Source organism: Limimaricola cinnabarinus (genome assembly GCF_002723615.1).
Lineage (GTDB): Bacteria > Pseudomonadota > Alphaproteobacteria > Rhodobacterales > Rhodobacteraceae > Limimaricola > Limimaricola cinnabarinus_B.
Map to the genome: position 1 here is coordinate 34,247 of NZ_KZ304958.1, position 17,309 is coordinate 51,555.

The window sequence follows — 17,309 nt, forward strand, 5'->3', positions numbered from 1 at the left end:
GAAAATGCGCCCCGCGGTACTGTCTTCTCGATCTTGAGGAGGATGCCGAATGTATGATCTGGCCATTATCTGGGACTGGCTGGCCTTTGCGGTCCGCTGGTTGCACGTCATCACCGCGATCGCCTGGATCGGATCGAGCTTCTACTTCGTGGCGCTGGATCTGGGGCTGAACCGCAATATCTCCGGCCCCGCCGATGGCGAGGAGTGGCAGGTGCATGGCGGCGGCTTCTACCACATCCGCAAATATCTCGTGGCCCCCGATGCGATGCCCGACCACCTGACATGGTTCAAATGGGAGAGCTACGCGACCTGGCTCTCGGGCGCGGCGCTTTTGATGATCGTCTATTGGGTCGGGGCGGAGCTTTATCTCATAGATCCCTCCAAGGCCGATCTCGCGGTCTGGCAGGGCATCGCGATCTCGGGCGCGTCGCTGAGCATCGGCTGGCTGGTCTATGACCGGCTGTGCAAATCGCCCCTGGGCGACAGGCCGACCACGCTCATGCTGCTTCTGTTCGTGCTGCTGGTCGTCATGAGCTGGGGCTATCACCAGGTCTTCACCGGGCGCGCGGCGCTGCTGCATCTCGGCGCCTTCACGGCGACGATCATGTCGGCCAACGTGTTCTTCATCATCATGCCGAACCAGCGCATCGTGGTCGCCGATCTGAAGGCGGGCCGCAAGCCCGACCCGAAATACGGCAAGATCGCCAAGCTGAGAAGCACGCATAACAACTACCTGACCCTGCCGGTCCTGTTCCTGATGCTGTCGAACCACTACCCGCTGGCCTACGGCACCGAACATGCCTGGATCATCGCGGCGCTGGTGTTTCTCATCGGGGTCTGCATCCGGCACTACTTCAACACCATGCACCAGCGGAAGGCGGCGCCGAGCTGGACCTGGGCGGTCACGGTCATCCTGTTCATCACGCTGGCCTGGCTCTCGACCGCGCCGTTCATGTTCGAGGAGTACGAGACCTCGGAGGCCGCCGAACTGGAAGGCAGCGCGCTGCATTATGCCCAGGCCGCCGGTTTCGACGAGGTGGAGCAGATCGTGGTCGGCCGCTGCTCCATGTGCCACGCGCGCGAGCCGGTCTGGGAGGGCATCCGCTGGGCCCCCAAGGAGGTACTGCTCGAAACCCGCGCCGACATCGCGGGCGCGGCGCGGCAGATCTATCTGCAGGCGGGGGTCAGCCACGCGATGCCACCCGCCAACATCACCGAGCTTCCCGAAGAGGATCGGCGGGCGATCCGGCGCTGGTATCGTCAGGCCGACGAGACCCCGCGCCCCGTCGAGGAGACGGGCGAGATCGTGATCGGGCAGGGGTCATGATCATCGTGACCGGCGCCGGTTGCCGGGGGAAGGGATCGACCGGCGGCGCCGTGCTTTCGGGCGATGACGTGCCCGGTGCCCTGTCTCATGCGCCCGCATACACCGAACGAACCTGATCGAAAGGAGCCATCTTCATGCCCGGATACCTGACCACCCATGTTCTCGACACCGCGCGCGGCGGCCCCGCCGCGGGGGTGCGGATCACGCTCGCGCGGATCGAGGGGGAGAGGCGGCGGGTGATCAAGGAGATGGTCACCAACGAAGATGGCCGCACCGATGCGCCGATCCTGCCCGAGGCGGAGTTCGAGACCGGCACCTACGAGCTGGTCTTCGCGGTGGGCGATTATCTCGATGGCTGCGGCGTCGCACCCGAGAGCCCGCGCTTTCTCGACGCGGTGCCGCTGCGCTTCGGCATGTCGCGGCAGGATCATTACCACGTGCCGCTCCTGGTCTCGCCCTTCGGCTATTCGACCTATCGCGGCAGCTGAGACTGAGGGCGATGGCCGGTCAGCGCCGGCCATCGCGCATCATCCGGTTTCAGCCGGTGATCTGCCAGGGCACCTCGAGCCGGTGCTCCTGCAGGTTCGCGCCGGGGCCGATGCGGTCGACCACGGCAAAGAGCCCCGGCGCCGCAAGCGGCGTCAGCACGCCGTGCCAGGTGTTGCGCAGCAGGTTGATCCCCTGTCCCGGCGTGGTGACGAAGGCGCGCGGCGTGCCGGGGCGGCCTTCTTCGTCGGGTGCCACGATGACGAGAAAGGCGGCGAGGCTGAGCGGCAGGAAGGCCTGGCTGCCATCGGGGTGCCGCTCCAGCAGGTCGAGCCTGTAAGGCAGGGCGCGCGGCTCGGCGTCGAAGACCGAGATCCCGGCGCGACCGCCTTCCCCGAAATCGAGCCGGGCGAGGTCGTGGTGCCGCCCGCAGAGCCCCTCATTGATGATCCTGTCGGGCGCGCCCGCGGCCTCGATCACGTCGCCATAGGGGGCGAAGGCCTCGCGCGTCAGCGGCTCTGTGCGGATTTCGCGGCTCATGGCAGGATCGCCTTCAGCCGGTGCAGCGCGATCCGCTCGACCTGGGCGCAGGCCTCGGCGAACTCGGTGTCGCGGTCGCTGTTCACGCGCGCCTCGAAGGCGGCGAGAATGCCCGCCTTGTCGTGATCGCGCACGGCGATGATGAAGGGGAAGCCGAACTTCGCGACATAGGCATCGTTCAGCTCGGTGAAGCGCGCGCGCTCTTCGTCGGTCAGCGCATCGAGCCCGGCGCTGGCCTGCTCGGCGGTGCTCTCGGCGGTCAGGCGTTTGGCCGCCGCGAGCTTGCCCGCGAGATCGGGGTGCGCGGTCAGCACGCCAAGCCGCTCCTCGTCGCTGGCGGCGCGGAAGGCGCGGGCGAGCGCGTTCTGCAGGCCGACCGCCGTGTCATGCGCGGGACCGAGCTCGAGGTCATGCGCGCGCTCGGCGATCCAGGCCGAATGCTCGAAGATGCCGCCGAAGCGGTCGACGAAGCGCGCGCGGTCCATCTCGGAGGGGCGCTCGCGCGCCACCGGCGGATGGGTCGCGGCCCAATGCTCGGCAATTTCGAGCCTCGTGGCGAACCACACCCCCTCGTGGCGGCGGACATAATCGAGAAAGCGCCGGAGCGCCTGCGCCCGGCCGGGCCGCCCGACGAGGCGGCAATGCAGGCCGATCGACATCATCTTCGGCGCGCCTTCGAGCCCTTCCTCGTAGAGGCAGTCGAAGCTGTCCTTCAGGTAGGAGAAATACTGGTCGCCCGAGTTGAAGCCCTGCGGCGTGGCGAAGCGCATGTCATTGGCGTCGAGCGTGTAGGGCACGATCAGCTGGTCATGCTCACCGAAGCGCGACCAGTAGGGCAGGTCGTCGGCATAGGTGTCGGCGGCATAGGCGAAGGAGCCGTTCTCGGCCACGAGCCGCACCGTGTTGTCCGAGGAGCGGCCCGTGTACCAGCCGCGCGGCGCCTCGCCGACCACCTGCGTGTGCAGCCGGATCGCCTCTTCCATGTCGGCGCGCTCGGTCGCCTCGTCGGCGTCCTTGTACTCGATCCATTTCAGGCCGTGCGACGCGATCTCCCAGTTCGCCGCCTTCATCGCCGCGACCTGTTCGGGGCTGCGCGCCAGCGCCGTGGCGACGCCGTAGACGGTGACGGGGAGATCCTCGAGCATCCGGTAGAGCCGCCAGAACCCGGCGCGCGCGCCGTATTCATAGATCGACTCCATGTTCCAGTGCCGCTGGCCCGGCCATTGCGCGGCGCCGACGATCTCCGAGAGGAAGGCTTCCGATCCCGCGTCGCCATGCAGGATGTTGTTCTCGCCGCCCTCCTCGTAGTTGAGCACGATCTGCACGGCGATCTTGGCGCCGTTCGGCCATTTCGGATCGGGGGTCTCGGCGCCGTAGCCGATCATGTCGCGGGGATAGCGGGTCACGCGGGGATCTCCTTCTTCTGCCTCGGGCAGCATAGCGGCGAGGCGGCCGCCCGGCTGCACGAATTAATTTGAAGCTGTCTCGCGCAGAGCCTGCATGATTATCAAGCGCAGGCTGAAATACCTTGCGGGCGGCCGGCGCTAGCCCGGTCTTGCCGGGCCATGCCAGACTGGCCCGCGACCCCACAGGAGATCGACATGACCGAGCGCAGCTATTTCGCCCAAGCCGGGGGGCACCCGACACAGACCGAGCTGATGACCGGGCGTGCCGTCTTCACCGAAAGCTATGCCGTGCTGCCCGCGGGCACGATGCGCGACATCACCACGAGCTTTCTGCCGTTCTGGGACGAGACCCGGCTTTGGGTGATCGCCCGGCCGCTCAGCGGCTTTGCCGAGACCTTCTCGCAATACGTGATGGAGGTGGGGCCGGGCGGCGGCAGCGAGCGGGGCGAGACCGAGGCCGGTGTCGAAGGGGTGATCTTCGTGGTCGGCGGAGAGGTCGAGCTGTCCTTGAATGGCCAAACGCATGTGCTGGGCGAGGGGGGCTTTGCCTATCTTCCGGCCGGGCAGGGCTGGAGCCTGCGCAACCGCGGCGCCGGCCCGGCGCGGTTCCACTGGATCCGCAAGCTCTACGAGGCGGTCGAGGGGCTGGAGCGGCCCGATCCGATCATCAGCTCCGATGCCGAGGTCACGCCGACCGAGATGCCCGGCACCGAGGGCCGCTGGGCCACGACCCGCTTCGTCGATCCCGCCGACCTGCGCCACGACATGCATGTCACCATCGTCACCTTCCAGCCCGGCGGCGTCATCCCCTTCGAGGAGACGCATGTGATGGAGCACGGGCTCTACGTGCTGGAGGGCAAGGCGGTCTACAAGCTCAACCGCGACTGGGTCGAGGTCGAGGCGGGCGATTTCATGTGGCTGCGCGCCTTCTGCCCGCAGGCCTGCTATGCCGGCGGGCCGGGGCCGTTCCGCTATCTTCTCTACAAGGACGTGAACCGCCACGCGGGTTTCCTGCCGCGCCGCTGAGCTGAAAGCGCCGCGCGCGGCGCATCCTGAGCGTGAGCCCGGGCCTTTGGCTTCGGCGCCCGGCGAATGGTCCGTTCGCCGGGCGCAAGGCCGCGCAGACCGGCCTTTCCGCCCCTTCGCCTGCCTCGCGGCATGGCAGCCTGCCAAGGCCCGCGGGCGGAACGATCCTCCAGGATTTCCCACGATATCCAGACGCTTGCAGCATGCCGACCCCGGCCCGGCGGCGCATGATGTCCGGTGCCGCGCCGCTTGCACAGGGCGCTGCCGCCTGCGGGGGGCGGGGTGGGGCCGCCGAGTGCTCGCCTGCAACCTCAAGCTGATGATGCGGCCATGCGCCCATCCCTTGCCCTTGCTTGCCATGACACATGCCCCCTCGAACCGATTGGCAATCGGTTCGAGGGGGCATGGCCGTTTTCCTGATTTACCGGCTTGTCAGACTGCAAATCATTTGCCACCAATCCTGCATTGGTTTGCGAATGGGTTCGGCAATGGTGCCGGGTCGGATCGTGGATGAGGGAGACCGCCGAGATATGGACAGACCGCTCCTGCAGGTGGAGAAACTGAAATTCCGGTTTCGTGGGCAGTCGCAGGACGTGGTCGAGGACATCTCGTTCCGGGTCGGGCGCAACGAGACGCTCTGCATCGTCGGAGAGTCGGGCTGCGGCAAGAGCGTCACCGCGCTGGCCCTGATGGGGCTTCTGCCGCGCGACTCCGTGCGCTTCGGCTCCGGCGAGATCCGCTTCGACGGCGAAAGTTTCGCCCCCTCGGATCACGACCGCATCGCCGCGATGCGCGGCGACCGGATGGCGATGATCTTCCAGGAGCCGATGACCTCGCTCAACCCGGCCTTCCGCATCGGCGACCAGATCGCCGAGGCCGTGGAGCAGCACCGCAAATGCGGCAAGGCCAAGGCCCGGGAGCGCGCGGTCGAGATGCTGCGCCGGGTCGGCATCCCCGCGCCAGAGCAGCGGATGGGCGAATACCCGCACCAGCTGTCGGGCGGCATGCGCCAAAGGGTGATGATCGCCATGGCGCTGGCCAATGACCCCGAGCTTCTGATCGCCGACGAGCCGACCACCGCGCTCGACGTGACGGTGCAGGCGCAGATCCTCGAGCTGATCGCCGAGCTGCAGGCCGAGACCGGCATGGGCACGATCATGATCACCCATGATCTCGGCGTGGTGGCCGAGATCGCGACCGACGTGGCGGTGATGTATGCGGGGCAGGTGGTCGAATACGGCCCCGCCGAGGCGATCTTCAACGACCCGCAGCACCCCTACACCATCGGGCTGATGGCCTCCGTCCCCTCGCTCACCGGCCCGCGCCGCCGTCTCTCGACGGTGCCGGGCTCGGTGCCGGGCATCGGCCAGATGCCCGAGGGCTGCCGCTTTTCCTCGCGCTGCCCCTTCGCGGCGCCGGTCTGCGCCAGCCGCCCCGATCTCGCCGAGATCGCGCCGGGCCACCGCGCGGCGTGCCATTTCGCACCGCTGGACCAGAGATTGGAGCGCCGGGCATGAGCGACACGATCCTGAAGGCCGACGGTCTCAAGAAGCATTTTCATCTCGGCGGCGGCTTCATGGCCGAAACCAAGCTGGTGCGCGCGGTCGACGGCGTGTCGATCGAGGTCCGGCGCGGCGAGACCTTTGCCATCGTCGGCGAATCCGGCTGCGGCAAGTCGACCCTCGCGCGGCTGCTGATGCGGCTTCTGGAGCCGACCGAGGGGGCGATCGAGTTCGAGGGGCGCGACATCGCGGGCATCCGCGGGCGCGATCTGCGCGAGCTGCGCCGCGACATGCAATTCGTGTTCCAGGACCCGTTTTCCTCGCTCAACCCGCGTATGAGCGTCGGCAAGCTGGTAGGCGAGCCGATCGAGACGCACCGGCCCGGGCTCAGCCGCGCGCAGCGCCGGCAGGAGGTGGCCCGGCTGTTGAGCACCGTCGGCCTGCGCCCCGAGCATGCCGACCGCTATCCGCACGAGTTCTCGGGCGGGCAGCGCCAGCGGATCGGCATCGCCCGCGCGCTGGCCTCGAACCCGCGCCTCGTGATCGGCGACGAGCCGGTCTCGGCGCTCGACGTTTCGGTGCAGGCGCAGGTGGTCAACCTGCTGCATGATCTGAAGTCCGAGCTCGACATGACGCTGGTGATCATCGCCCATGACCTCGCCGTGATCCGCCACATGAGCGACCGGGTCGCGGTGATGTATCTGGGCCAGGTGGTCGAGAGCGGGCCGACCGACGAGATCTTTGCCAATCCGCGTCACCCCTACACCATGGCGCTTCTCTCCGCGATCCCCGAGGCCGCGCATGGCCGGGCCAGGACCCGGCTGGCGCTTTCGGGCGAAACGCCGAGCCCCGCGGCCCCGCCTTCGGGCTGCCGCTTTCATACCCGTTGCCCCTTTGCCCGCGAGGATTGCGCGACGCGCATCCCCGAGCTTGGCGCGGCAACACAGGAATCCCGCGTCGCCTGTCATTATTGGCAGGAGATCGCGGCAGACCGCCCGGCGGCGGGCCTCACCCCCGCCGCCGGGCTCAGCGAAGGCGCGCAAAGACGCTTCGCTCTCTACGAGGCAGCCACGCAGGCCACGACACCACACCCCAGAACGGCGGCCAACGCCGAAGCCTGAACTTGGACCGACAGACAGAGGTACACGCATGACTTTCCGCAAGACCACGCTGCTTGCGGCGCTCCTGAGCGCCACCGCGCTTTCGGCGCAGGCCGCCGATCTAAGGGTCGCGCTGCAATCCGATCCCGACATTCTCGATCCCGATCCGGGCCGCTCCTTCGTCGGACGCATCGTCTTCACCGCGCTGTGCGACAAGCTGGTCGACATCACCCCCGATCTGGAGATCGTCCCGCAGCTTGCCACCGAATGGAGCTGGAACGAGGACAACACCCAGCTTACCCTGCAGCTGCGCGAGGGGGTGACGTTTCATGACGGGACCGTCTTCGACGCGCAGGCCGTGGCCGACAACATCGAGCGTTCCCAGACCCTGGGCCAGAGCCAGCGCAAGACCGAGCTGTCCTCGATCACCGAGACCGAGATCCTGGGTCCGCACGAGATCCGGCTTCACCTTGGCGGGCCGGACGCGACCCTTCTGGCGCAGTTCGCCGACCGGGCCGGCATGATGCTGTCGCCCAAGGCGGCCGCCGAGGCGGGCGATGATTTCGGCCTGAACCCGGTCTGCTCGGGCCCTTTCAAGTTCGAGGAGCGCGTGGCGCAGGACCGCATCGTGCTGTCCAAGTTCGCGGAGTACTGGAACGCCGACGAGATCAATTTCGATACCGTGACCTACCTGCCGATCCCCGATGACACGGTCAGGTTCGCGAACCTGCAATCGGGGGATGTCGACATCATCGACAGGCTCGCCGCCACCGATCTGCCGCAGGCCAGATCCGCCGAAGGGATCGAGGTCGAGCCGGTGGTGTCGCTCGGCTATCAGGGCCTGACCTTCAACCTCGAAAACGGCGAGCGCGGCGACAACCCCTGGGGCAACGATCCGCGCCTGCGCCGGGCGCTCAGCCTTCTGATCGACCGCGAGGCGCTCAATCAGGTGGTGTTCGAGGGGGCCTATCAGCCGGCGAACCAGCCCTTTCCCCCGGCCTCGCCGTGGTACGATGCGGACAACCCGCTGCAGGGCCGCGATGTCGAGCAGGCCCGGGCGCTGCTGGCCGAGGCGGGGTATCCCGACGGCCTTCCCCTCGAGGTTCAGGTGCCCAACAGCACTCAGCCGCAGCAGGTCATGCAGGTGATCCAGTCCATGGCCGCCGAGGCCGGTGTCGATATCACGCTGCGCGCCAAGGAGTTCGCGACGCTGCTGAACGATCAGGCGGCGGGCGCCTTCGAAGCCAGCCAGATCGGCTGGTCCGGCCGGGTCGATCCGGATGGCAATACCCACATCTTCCTGCACAGCGAAGGCGGGCTGAACGATTCCGGCTATTCCAAGCCGGAGGTCGACGCGCTCCTGCAAGAGGCCCGCGCCGTGACCGACACGGCCGAGCGCAAGGCGCTCTACGACCAGATCCAGGACATCGCCGATGCGGACGGGCCGATCCTGTATCTCTATCACCAGACCTGGATCTGGGGGCTCGACGACGACATCGAGGGCTTCAAGGCCTATCCCGACGGCATGCTGCGCCTCGAAGGCGTGAGCAAGGCCGAGTGATCCGACCCCGCCGCGCCGCCCCTCTCCGGGGGCGGCGCGGTCCACCCTCCCACGGGACGATCCAATGCTGAATTTCCTGCTGCGCCGCGTGGCAATCGCGCTGCCGACCGTCATCCTGATCTCGATCTTCGTCTTCGGGCTGCAAAAGCTCTTGCCGGGCGATCCGGTGCTCGCCATGGCGGGCGAGGAGCGCGACCCGGAGGTGATCGAGTTCTTGCGCGAGAAATATCGCCTGAACGACCCCGTCCCGGTGCAGTATCTCGCCTGGGTCAAGGGCGCGCTGACCGGCGATCTCGGCATCTCGCTCAGGACCAACCAGCCGGTGACCGAGCTCATCGGACAGAAGCTTCCCGTGACGATCCAGCTCGCGGTGATGGCGCTGATCTTCGCCATGGTGATCGGCATCCCGGCGGGCATCCTCTCGGCGGTCAAGAAGGGCACGGTGACCGATTACGTCGCCAATGTCGTGGCGCTCTCGGGCCTGTCGATCCCCAATTTCTGGCTCGGCATCATGCTGATCCTGCTGGTGGCGGTGAACTGGCAGCTTCTGCCCGCCTCGGGCTACGTGCCGCCCTCCGAAGACCTGTGGCTGTCGATCAAGACCATGCTGATGCCCGCCTTCGTGCTGGGCACGGCGCTTGCCGCGACGCTGATGCGCCACACTCGCTCGGCCATGCTGGGCGTGCTCAAATCCGACTATGTGCGCACCGCGCGGGCCAAGGGCCTCGCCGAGCGGCGCGTGATCCTGCGCCACGCCTTCCGCAACGCGCTCACCCCGATCGTCACGCTGACCGCGCTTCTCTTCGGTGAGCTGATCGCGGGGGCGGTGCTGACCGAGCAGATCTTCACCATCCCCGGCTTCGGCAAGCTCGTGGTCGATGCGGTGTTCAACCGCGACTACGCGGTGGTCCAGGGCATCGTGCTGGTCACCGCGCTCGGCTTCATCGTCATGAACATCCTCGCCGACGCCGCCTATTTCGTCCTGAACCCGCGCCTGAGGAAGCAATGATGGCCCAGCCCGCGACCGCCCAGCCCGCGACCCCCGCCACCATCGATCCCCAGACCGTCGTCGCCGATGACCCAGTTCTGGCGGCGCGCCCCGAGAACCGGGTGTGGAAGAAGTTCCGCAGCCACAAATCCGCGATGCTGGGCGGCATTCTCGTCGGCTTCTTCGTGCTGATGGCCGTCTTCGCGCCGCTGCTGCCGATCCCCGATCCGACCGCCACCGATTGGGGCGCCGTGCGCAAGGCCCCCTCGGCCGCTCATTGGCTCGGCACCGACGAGATCGGCCGCGACGTGCTCTCGCGCCTCGTCTGGGGCGCGCGCGCCTCGCTGATGGCGGGGGTGGTCTCGGTCGGCATCGCCGTGGCCTTCGGCGTGCCCTTGGGCATCCTCGCGGGCTATTTCGGCGGCTGGACCGACGGCATCATCTCGCGCTGCACCGAGGCGCTCCTCGCGGTGCCGTTCCTGATCCTCGCCATCGCGCTCGCGGCCTTTCTCGGGCCGTCGCTGACCAACGCCATGATCGCCATCGGCCTTTCGGCCACGCCGGTCTTCGTGCGGCTGACGCGCGGGCAGGTGATCTCGGTCAAGGCCGAGGATTACGTCGAGGGCGCGCATGCGATCGGCCTGTCGACGCCGAAGATCCTGCGCCGCTACGTCTTTCCCAACATCCTGCCGCCCGTGCTGGTGCAGGCGACGCTGACCATCGCCACCGCGATCATCGCCGAGGCGTCGCTGTCCTTCCTCGGGCTGGGCCAGCAGCCGCCCGCGCCCTCGTGGGGCTCGATGCTCAACACCGCCAAGAACTTCCTCGCCCAAGCGCCCTGGATGGCGATGTGGCCGGGCATCGCAATCTTTCTCGTGGTGCTGGGCTTCAACCTTCTGGGCGACGGGCTGCGCGACGCGCTCGACCCGCGCGAACACTGAATTTCAAGAAAAGAGTTACAAATGACCGGTTTCACCACCCGCCCCGAGATCCGCGGCACCTTCGGCACCGTCACCTCGACCCACTGGATCGCCTCCGCCACCGGCATGGGCATCCTCGAGCGCGGCGGCAACGCTTTCGATGCCGCCGTGGCCACCGGCCTCGTGCTGCAGGTGGTCGAGCCGCATCTCAACGGCCCGGCGGGCGACCTGCCGGTGATCTTCCGCACGGCCAGCACGGGCAAGGTCGAGGTGGTCTGCGGGCAGGGCCCTGCGCCCGCGGGTGCCACGATCGAGCATTACAAGGCGCAAGGCTTCGATCTCATCCCCGGCACCGGGCTTCTGGCGACCGTCATCCCCGGCGCCTTCGACGGCTGGATGCTGATGCTGCGCGACCATGGCACGATGGAGATCGCGGACGTGATGCGCCCGGCCATCGACTATGCCCGCGACGGCCACCCGGTGCTGCCGCGCGTGGCGGCGACGATGCAGGGGCTGGTGGAATATTTCCAGACCGAATGGCCGACCTCCGCCAAGGTCTGGGCACCGCAGGGCCGCGCGCCCGAAGCGCATGAGCTGTTCCGCAACCCCGACCTCGCCGACACCTATGAGCGGCTCTCGAAGGCCGAGGGCTGCAGCCGCGCGGCGCGGATCGACGCGGCCCGCGCGATGTGGGCCGAGGGCTTCGTCGCCGAGGCGGTGGAGGGCTACCTCAAGGAAGCCGAGGTGCATGACGTCTCCGAACGCAGGAACCGCGGCGTGCTGACCAAGGCCGACATGGCGGGCTGGCGCGCGAGCTACGAGGCGCCGGTCTCGATCGACTACCATGGCTGGACGGTCCACAAGACCGGGCCTTGGGGGCAGGGGCCGGTGCTGCTGCAGGCGCTCTCGATCCTGAAGAATTTCGACCTCGCGGCGATGGACCCGAACGGGCCGGACTTCGTGCATACCGTGATCGAGGCGATGAAGCTCGCCTATGCCGACCGCGAGGCCCATTACGGCGATCCGGCCCATTCCGATGTTCCTCTGAACCTGCTGCTCTCGGACGACTACGGTGCCGAGCGCGCGAAGCTGATCGGCGAGACCGCCTCGACGGAGCAGCGTCCGGGCCGGATCGAGGGCTATGAGCATCAGGCCGAGGCGGCGATCGAGCGCGCCGCCCGCGAGTTCGACCGCAACCCCGCGGCCGCACCGCAGGAGCCGACCATGGCGCACCTGTCGGAAAAGCGCGGCGACACCGTGCATCTCGACGTGATCGACAAATGGGGCAACATGGTCGCCGCGACCCCTTCGGGCGGCTGGCTGCAAAGCTCCCCCGTCATTCCGGGCCTCGGCTTCCCGCTCAACACCCGCGCCCAGATGTTCTGGCTCGACGAAGGCCTGCCCACCTCGCTCGCTCCGAGCCGCCGCCCGCGGACCACGCTGACCCCGACGCTGGCCGAAAAGGACGGTCGCGGCCTCGTCTTCGGCACGCCGGGCGGCGACCAGCAGGACCAGTGGCAGCTGGTGTGGTTTTTGCGCTTCGTGCATCACGGGACGGACCTGCAGGAGGGCATGGACGCAGCCCTGTTCCATTCGATGCATTTCCAGGGCTCCTTCTACCCGCGCGAATGCAAGCCCGGCGAGATGATGATCGAGCCCGCTATGGGCGAGGACACCATCGAGGCGCTGCGCGCGCGTGGCCACAAGGTGACCGTGGCCGAGCCGTGGAGCGTCGGTCGGCTGACAGCGGCGCTGCGCGAGCCCGACGGGCTGTTGCGCGCCGCCGCCACGCCGCGGCTGATGCAGGCCTATGCGGTGGGGCGCTGAGCATGACCTATTCGATCATCGCGCATGACCGGGACACCGGCGAGATCGGCCTCGCCGTCGCCTCGCGCTTCTTCGCCGCTGGCGCCGCCGTCCCCTATGTCGGCGCGCGCTGCGCCGTCGCCACGCAGGCCTTCGTCAACCCGCTCTGGGGCGTCGAGGGGCGCCAGCGCCTCGCGGCGGGCGAAGGCGCAAGCTCGGTGCTGGCCGATCTGAAATCCCGCGACGCGGCGCAGGCGATCCGCCAGTGTCACATGATGGACGCGCAAGGCGACTTTGCCGCGCATACCGGGGCGGAGTGCATCGACTGGGCCGGGCATCTGGTCGGGAAGACCCATTCCGTCGCGGGCAACATGCTGGTGGATGCGGGCGTCGTCGAGGCGACCTTCGCGGCCTATGAAAAGGCCGAAGGCACCATGGCCGAGCGCCTGCTCGCGGCGATGGAGGCGGGCGAGGAAGCGGGCGGCGACAGGCGCGGACGCCAGGCCGCGGGGCTGACCGTGCATCGCGGGCAGGACTACCCCTTCCTGTCGCTGCGGGTGGATGACGACGCCGATCCGCTGGCCGAGCTGCGCCGCCTGCTCGACGTGGCCGACGAGCGTTACCTGCATGTCGCGGGCGCGATGCCGACCGCCGAGAACTTCTCGGGGCTCACCGATCGCGCGCCGATCGACCGGGCCATCGAGGCGGCCGAGGCGCGCCGCCGCGCCGAGGGCCGCGTCTCGCGCTCGCGCGCGACCGAAACGGGGGCCTGAGATGGATCTCGGCACGATCCTGACGCTTCTGGGCGTCGCCGTCGGGGCGGGTGTCGCGGGCGGCATCCTCGCCGGGCTTCTGGGCGTGGGCGGTGGCATCGTCATCGTGCCCGCGCTTTATTTCGCGCTGTCGCTCACCGGCATGGAGCCGGGGCTGACCATGCAGCTCGCGGTCGGCACCTCGCTCGCCACCATCGTCTTCACCTCGCTGTCTTCCGCCCGCGGGCATTACAGGAAGGGCGCGATCGATGCGGGCCTGCTGAAGCTCTGGGCGCCCTCGATCCTCGTCGGCGTGGTGCTGGGCAGCTTCACCGGCGGGCTGATCGACGGGCGCATCCTGATCGCGGTCTTCGCGGCGGTGGCGGCGGCGGTGGCGCTCGACATGGTGCTGCGCGGGCGCAAGGGGGAGGTGACGCCGAAGGGCTTCTCGAAACCCGCTTGGGCGGGGTTCGGGGTCTTTGCGGGCACGGTTTCGTCGATGATGGGGATCGGCGGCGGCACGGTCTGCGTGCCACTCCTCAATTTCCTCGGCTACGACATCCGCCGCGCCGTCGGCACCTCCGCCGCGATCGGCTTCGTGATCGGCCTGCCCGGCGCGATCATCTACATGCTGACCGGGCTCGGGGCCGAGGGGCTGCCACCGTTTTCGCTGGGCTATGTCAACCTCGTGGCCGTGGCGGTGATCATCCCGCTGACCACCAGCTTCGCGGGCGTCGGCGTGAAGCTCGCCCATTCGATCCCGCAACGCGCGCTGCGCCTCTCCTTCGGGGTGTTTCTGGCGCTGACATCGGCGCGCATGCTATGGGATCTGGCATCGGCAACGGGGGTGGCATGAGCGGGGATGACGAAACGCTGCTCGATCGGCTGCGCGAGGGGCTGCGCGACGAGAGCCTGCTGTCGAACGGCAAGGTGATGCCCGAGCGGCAGCTGGCCGAGCGGCTCGGGCTTGGCCGGGCGCGGCTCAGGCGGCTTCTGGGCGTGCTCGAGGCCGAAGGCACGATCTTTCGGCGACAGGGGCAGGGGACCTTCGCCGCACCGCCGCCCGCGGGCGGCGGCATAGAGACGCTGGTGCGCTGCGTCACGCCGCACAATCTCATGGAGGTCCGGCTCGAGATCGAGCCGGCGCTCGCCGCCCATGCCGCGCAGCGCGCCACGCCCGAGGAACTCGTGGTGCTGGAGCGGCTGATGCAGGCGACGCTGACGCCCGACGATCCGCGCGGCTACGAGACGGCGGACGACATCTTTCACTTCAAGATCGCCGAGCTGGCGCACAACCCGCTGTTCCTGACGATCCACCAGTCGATCCGCGCGGTGCGCCGCCACGCGCAATGGACCGACCGCCGCCGCGAGACGCTTTCGGCCGAGCGGATATCGACGCTGGGCCGCCAGCACGCGGCGCTCTATGCGCATATCGCCGGGCGCCGCCCGGCCGAGGCCGCCGCCGAGATGGAGCAGCACCTGCTCACCGTGTCGAGCACGATGCTGCGGGTGCGCCGCCACGAGACGGCCCTCGGCGGCGAGCTGGCCAGGGAATGAAGACAGGCGCGGGCGGCCTAGAGCTCGCCCGCCCTGATCCTGCGCTCATAGGCATCGAGCATCGCCGTCAGGGGGTCGGCCCCCCCGAGGCTCTCCGCATCGCGGCGATAGGCCCCCGGCACGCGCCCGGCGGTGCAGACCACCTTGTCGCCGCGCATGGCCCGGACATGCCAGACATCGTCTTCGAGCCTCGCCTCGATCCGGCAGGCTTCGCCGTCGTGTTCGAATGCACGCTCCATCGGATCCTCCTTGCAGGTTCGACCGGCACGGGTGCCGCCCGCGATCGCACCACAAAAGCGCTGCGTTGCCAAGACGATCATGCCCGGCGCGGCGCGCCGCCCTGTCGCCGGCCCAGCAGCCAGACGAAGAACAGCCCGCCCACGAGACCGGTCACCACGCCGATCGGCATGTCCTGCGGCGCCATCACGGTGCGGGACAGCAGGTCGCACCAGATCAGGAACACCGCGCCGAGCAGCGCCGAAAGCGGCAGCACCCGGGCATGGCCGCCCCCCACCATCATCCGGGCGACATGCGGGACCATCAGCCCGACGAAACCGATCACGCCCGAAAAGGCCACCATGGTGCCGGTCAGGAGCGCGCCTGCCACGAACACCTCCAGCCGGAACCGCGCCACCGGGATGCCCAGGGTCGCGGCGGATTCGTCGCCGATGGTCATCGCGTCGAGATCCTGCGCCCTGCTCCACAGCCATGCGCCGCAGACCGCCAAGGCAAAGGCGGGGAAGACAAGCTGCGACCATTGCGCGAGGCCGAGGCTGCCCAGCATCCAGAAGATCACCATATGCGACGCGCGCGGATCGCCCAGAAAGATCATCACGTTGGCCCCGGCCATCACGACGAAGGACACCGCGACACCGGCCAGCACCAGCCGCTCGGCCGAGGCCGCGTCGGCCAGCCGCGCCACGCCGAGCACCAGCGCCATCGCGCAAAGCGCGCCCGCGAAGGCGAAGAGCGGCACCGTGGCGAGACCGAGGATCAGCCCGGTATGCAAGAGCGCGGTGATCGCGCCGAAGGCCCCGCCAGAGGAGATCCCGAGCAGGTGCGGATCGGCCAGCGCGTTTCGCGTCACCGCCTGCAACCCGGCCCCCACCAGCGCAAGCCCTGCCCCCACCAGCCCGGCGAGGATCGTCCGCGGCACCCGCAGCTCCCAGATGATGGCCTCGTGACCGGCGGGCCAGGCGGTCTCGACCAGGCCGGGCAGGAGCCGGTCGGCGATCACGCCCCAGACCGTCCCGGCCGCGATGGGCACCGCGCCGACGCTGACGGCGGCGGTGAAGGACAGGCCGAGGATTAGCACCGCCAGGCCGAGCGCGGCGGGAAACAGCCCGGCCCGCCGGCGGGGGGGCGTCCGGGCGACCGAGAGCGAAGAGCCGGTCATTCCACCGCCCCGGCAAAGGCCCGCGCCAGAAGGCCCACCGCCTCGATGTTGCGCGGCCCCGGCGTGGCGGCGACATAATCGAGGATGACGAAGTTGTCCTCGCGGATGGCGGTGAGACCGGCGAGGGCCGGGTTGGACGTCAGAAAGTCGCGCTTCTGGGCGGCGGTGACCTCGCCGTAATCGACGATCACGATCACCTCCGGGTCGCGGGCGATCACCTCTTCCCAGCCGATCATGGCCCAGCTCTTGCCGAAATCCTGCATGATGTTGACCCCGCCCGCCGCCTCGATCAGCGCGGTCGGCATGGCGTAGCGCCCGGCGGTGTAGGGCGTGTCCTCGCCGCTGTCATAGACGAAGACGCGCGGCGGCGTGCCGGTCCCGATCGCGTCCGACAGCGCGGCAAGCTCGGCCCGCCAGCCCGCGATGAGCGCCTCGGCCCGCTCCGAGACCCCGAAGATCGCACCGAGATTGCGGATGTCGGTATAAAGATCATCGAGGCTGGCCCGGGGCTTCTCCATCACGTGGATGCAGCTCTCGGCCAGCTCGTAGACCGTGATGCCGAAGGGGGCGAGCCTGTCCGGCGTGACCTCGCCGCCGATGGACATGCCGTAATTCCAGCCGGCGAAATAGAAATCGGCATTCGCGCCCAAAAGCACTTCGCGCCCCGGATATCGCGGCGACAGCTCCGGGATCTCCGCGAGCGCGGCCTGCAACGGCCCGTGGACCGTCCGCGCGTCGGAAATGCCGGTATGGCCGGCCATGCGGTCCTGCAGGCCGAGCGCCAGCATCATCTCGGTCAGGTTGACGTCGTTCGAGACCGCCCGCCGGGGCGGGGCCTCGACGGTGATCTCGCGGTCGCAGCTCTGCACCGTCACGGGAAAGGCCTGCGCCTTGGCGGGAGAGGCGAGGAGGGCGGCGAGGAAAAGGAGGGATCGGGTCATG

The 17,309-nt window shown here is 68.7% G+C and carries 17 protein-coding genes; 12 read left to right on the top strand and 5 right to left on the bottom strand.

Annotated features, from left to right (window positions below):
• The first annotated feature begins 49 nt into the window (after positions 1–49).
• Positions 50–1,327 carry a urate hydroxylase PuuD gene (locus CJ301_RS09685; protein ID WP_099276784.1) on the top strand — a complete coding sequence of 426 codons (1,278 nt, stop codon included), beginning with the start codon at positions 50–52 and terminating at the stop codon, positions 1,325–1,327.
• Between the two features lie 134 nt (positions 1,328–1,461).
• The gene (gene uraH, locus CJ301_RS09690) at positions 1,462–1,815 is read left to right on the top strand and encodes a hydroxyisourate hydrolase (RefSeq protein WP_099276786.1); all 354 of its coding nucleotides are present in this window, start codon (positions 1,462–1,464) and stop codon (positions 1,813–1,815) included.
• 49 nt (positions 1,816–1,864) lie between these two features.
• On the opposite strand, the gene CJ301_RS09695 is transcribed toward uraH, so the two are convergent.
• Together CJ301_RS09695 and puuE are read right to left on the bottom strand one after the other, a co-directional pair.
• The gene (locus CJ301_RS09695) at positions 1,865–2,353 is read right to left on the bottom strand and encodes an ureidoglycolate lyase (RefSeq protein WP_099276788.1); all 489 of its coding nucleotides are present in this window, start codon (positions 2,351–2,353) and stop codon (positions 1,865–1,867) included.
• A complete protein-coding gene (puuE, locus tag CJ301_RS09700; protein ID WP_099276790.1) occupies positions 2,350–3,759 on the bottom strand; it encodes an allantoinase PuuE in 1,410 nt (469 codons plus the stop codon). The genes CJ301_RS09695 and puuE overlap by 4 nt, the downstream gene beginning before the upstream one ends.
• Before the next feature lie 195 nt (positions 3,760–3,954).
• Between puuE and CJ301_RS09705 the strand changes: the two genes are divergently transcribed.
• The 10 genes from CJ301_RS09705 (at position 3,955) to CJ301_RS09750 (ending at position 14,971) form a co-directional block, all read left to right on the top strand.
• Entirely contained in the window at positions 3,955–4,785 is an 831-nt protein-coding gene (locus CJ301_RS09705; RefSeq protein ID WP_099276792.1) for a bifunctional allantoicase/(S)-ureidoglycine aminohydrolase, read from the top strand.
• A gap of 530 nt (positions 4,786–5,315) precedes the next feature.
• The gene (locus CJ301_RS09710) at positions 5,316–6,302 is read left to right on the top strand and encodes an ABC transporter ATP-binding protein (protein WP_099276794.1); all 987 of its coding nucleotides are present in this window, start codon (positions 5,316–5,318) and stop codon (positions 6,300–6,302) included.
• Positions 6,299–7,408 (top strand): ABC transporter ATP-binding protein, encoded by a 1,110-nt coding sequence (locus tag CJ301_RS09715; RefSeq protein ID WP_099276796.1) that lies wholly within the window; start codon positions 6,299–6,301, stop codon positions 7,406–7,408. Before CJ301_RS09710 ends, CJ301_RS09715 begins: the two co-directional genes overlap by 4 nt.
• 28 nt (positions 7,409–7,436) lie before the next feature.
• Positions 7,437–8,948 carry an ABC transporter substrate-binding protein gene (locus CJ301_RS09720; RefSeq protein ID WP_099276798.1) on the top strand — a complete coding sequence of 504 codons (1,512 nt, stop codon included), beginning with the start codon at positions 7,437–7,439 and terminating at the stop codon, positions 8,946–8,948.
• Positions 8,949–9,012: 64 nt separating this feature from the next.
• Positions 9,013–9,957 carry an ABC transporter permease gene (locus tag CJ301_RS09725; RefSeq protein WP_099276800.1) on the top strand — a complete coding sequence of 315 codons (945 nt, stop codon included), beginning with the start codon at positions 9,013–9,015 and terminating at the stop codon, positions 9,955–9,957.
• The gene (locus tag CJ301_RS09730; protein WP_216823274.1) at positions 9,957–10,877 is read left to right on the top strand and encodes an ABC transporter permease; all 921 of its coding nucleotides are present in this window, start codon (positions 9,957–9,959) and stop codon (positions 10,875–10,877) included. Before CJ301_RS09725 ends, CJ301_RS09730 begins: the two co-directional genes overlap by 1 nt.
• A 21-nt stretch (positions 10,878–10,898) precedes the next feature.
• Positions 10,899–12,683, top strand: a complete 1,785-nt coding sequence (locus CJ301_RS09735; protein ID WP_099276802.1) for a gamma-glutamyltransferase family protein — start codon at positions 10,899–10,901, stop codon at positions 12,681–12,683.
• A gap of 2 nt (positions 12,684–12,685) precedes the next feature.
• A complete protein-coding gene (locus CJ301_RS09740; protein WP_099276804.1) occupies positions 12,686–13,435 on the top strand; it encodes a DUF1028 domain-containing protein in 750 nt (249 codons plus the stop codon).
• A gap of 1 nt (position 13,436) precedes the next feature.
• The gene (locus CJ301_RS09745; RefSeq protein WP_099276806.1) at positions 13,437–14,270 is read left to right on the top strand and encodes a sulfite exporter TauE/SafE family protein; all 834 of its coding nucleotides are present in this window, start codon (positions 13,437–13,439) and stop codon (positions 14,268–14,270) included.
• Positions 14,267–14,971 (top strand): FadR/GntR family transcriptional regulator, encoded by a 705-nt coding sequence (locus CJ301_RS09750; protein ID WP_099276808.1) that lies wholly within the window; start codon positions 14,267–14,269, stop codon positions 14,969–14,971. The genes CJ301_RS09745 and CJ301_RS09750 overlap by 4 nt, the downstream gene beginning before the upstream one ends.
• A 17-nt stretch (positions 14,972–14,988) precedes the next feature.
• On the opposite strand, the gene CJ301_RS09755 is transcribed toward CJ301_RS09750, so the two are convergent.
• The 3 genes from CJ301_RS09755 to CJ301_RS09765 form a co-directional block, all read right to left on the bottom strand.
• Entirely contained in the window at positions 14,989–15,210 is a 222-nt protein-coding gene (locus CJ301_RS09755; protein WP_099276810.1) for a hypothetical protein, read from the bottom strand.
• 77 nt (positions 15,211–15,287) lie between these two features.
• On the bottom strand, positions 15,288–16,367 hold the full coding sequence (locus CJ301_RS09760) for a FecCD family ABC transporter permease (protein ID WP_099276812.1): 1,080 nt from the start codon (positions 16,365–16,367) through the stop codon (positions 15,288–15,290).
• Positions 16,364–17,308, bottom strand: coding sequence for an ABC transporter substrate-binding protein (locus CJ301_RS09765; protein ID WP_099276814.1), 945 nt, complete (start codon positions 17,306–17,308; stop codon positions 16,364–16,366). Before CJ301_RS09765 ends, CJ301_RS09760 begins: the two co-directional genes overlap by 4 nt.
• Between the last annotated feature and the right edge of the window lies 1 nt (position 17,309).

Excerpts from the sequence above, each read along its gene's own strand:
- CJ301_RS09755 (WP_099276810.1), bottom strand. The coding sequence starts at position 15,210 with ATGGAGCGTGCATTCGAACACGACGGCGAAGCCTGCCGGATCGAGGCG.
- CJ301_RS09710 (WP_099276794.1), top strand. The coding sequence starts at position 5,316 with ATGGACAGACCGCTCCTGCAGGTGGAGAAACTGAAATTCCGGTTTCGT.
- CJ301_RS09715 (WP_099276796.1), top strand. The coding sequence starts at position 6,299 with ATGAGCGACACGATCCTGAAGGCCGACGGTCTCAAGAAGCATTTTCAT.
- CJ301_RS09730 (WP_216823274.1), top strand. The coding sequence starts at position 9,957 with ATGGCCCAGCCCGCGACCGCCCAGCCCGCGACCCCCGCCACCATCGAT.
- CJ301_RS09740 (WP_099276804.1), top strand. The coding sequence starts at position 12,686 with ATGACCTATTCGATCATCGCGCATGACCGGGACACCGGCGAGATCGGC.
- CJ301_RS09725 (WP_099276800.1), top strand. The coding sequence starts at position 9,013 with ATGCTGAATTTCCTGCTGCGCCGCGTGGCAATCGCGCTGCCGACCGTC.
- CJ301_RS09750 (WP_099276808.1), top strand. The coding sequence starts at position 14,267 with ATGAGCGGGGATGACGAAACGCTGCTCGATCGGCTGCGCGAGGGGCTG.
- CJ301_RS09760 (WP_099276812.1), bottom strand. The coding sequence starts at position 16,367 with ATGACCGGCTCTTCGCTCTCGGTCGCCCGGACGCCCCCCCGCCGGCGG.
- CJ301_RS09685 (WP_099276784.1), top strand. The coding sequence starts at position 50 with ATGTATGATCTGGCCATTATCTGGGACTGGCTGGCCTTTGCGGTCCGC.
- CJ301_RS09720 (WP_099276798.1), top strand. The coding sequence starts at position 7,437 with ATGACTTTCCGCAAGACCACGCTGCTTGCGGCGCTCCTGAGCGCCACC.
- CJ301_RS09705 (WP_099276792.1), top strand. The coding sequence starts at position 3,955 with ATGACCGAGCGCAGCTATTTCGCCCAAGCCGGGGGGCACCCGACACAG.
- CJ301_RS09735 (WP_099276802.1), top strand. The coding sequence starts at position 10,899 with ATGACCGGTTTCACCACCCGCCCCGAGATCCGCGGCACCTTCGGCACC.
- CJ301_RS09745 (WP_099276806.1), top strand. The coding sequence starts at position 13,437 with ATGGATCTCGGCACGATCCTGACGCTTCTGGGCGTCGCCGTCGGGGCG.
- CJ301_RS09695 (WP_099276788.1), bottom strand. The coding sequence starts at position 2,353 with ATGAGCCGCGAAATCCGCACAGAGCCGCTGACGCGCGAGGCCTTCGCC.
- uraH (WP_099276786.1), top strand. The coding sequence starts at position 1,462 with ATGCCCGGATACCTGACCACCCATGTTCTCGACACCGCGCGCGGCGGC.
- CJ301_RS09765 (WP_099276814.1), bottom strand. The coding sequence starts at position 17,308 with ATGACCCGATCCCTCCTTTTCCTCGCCGCCCTCCTCGCCTCTCCCGCC.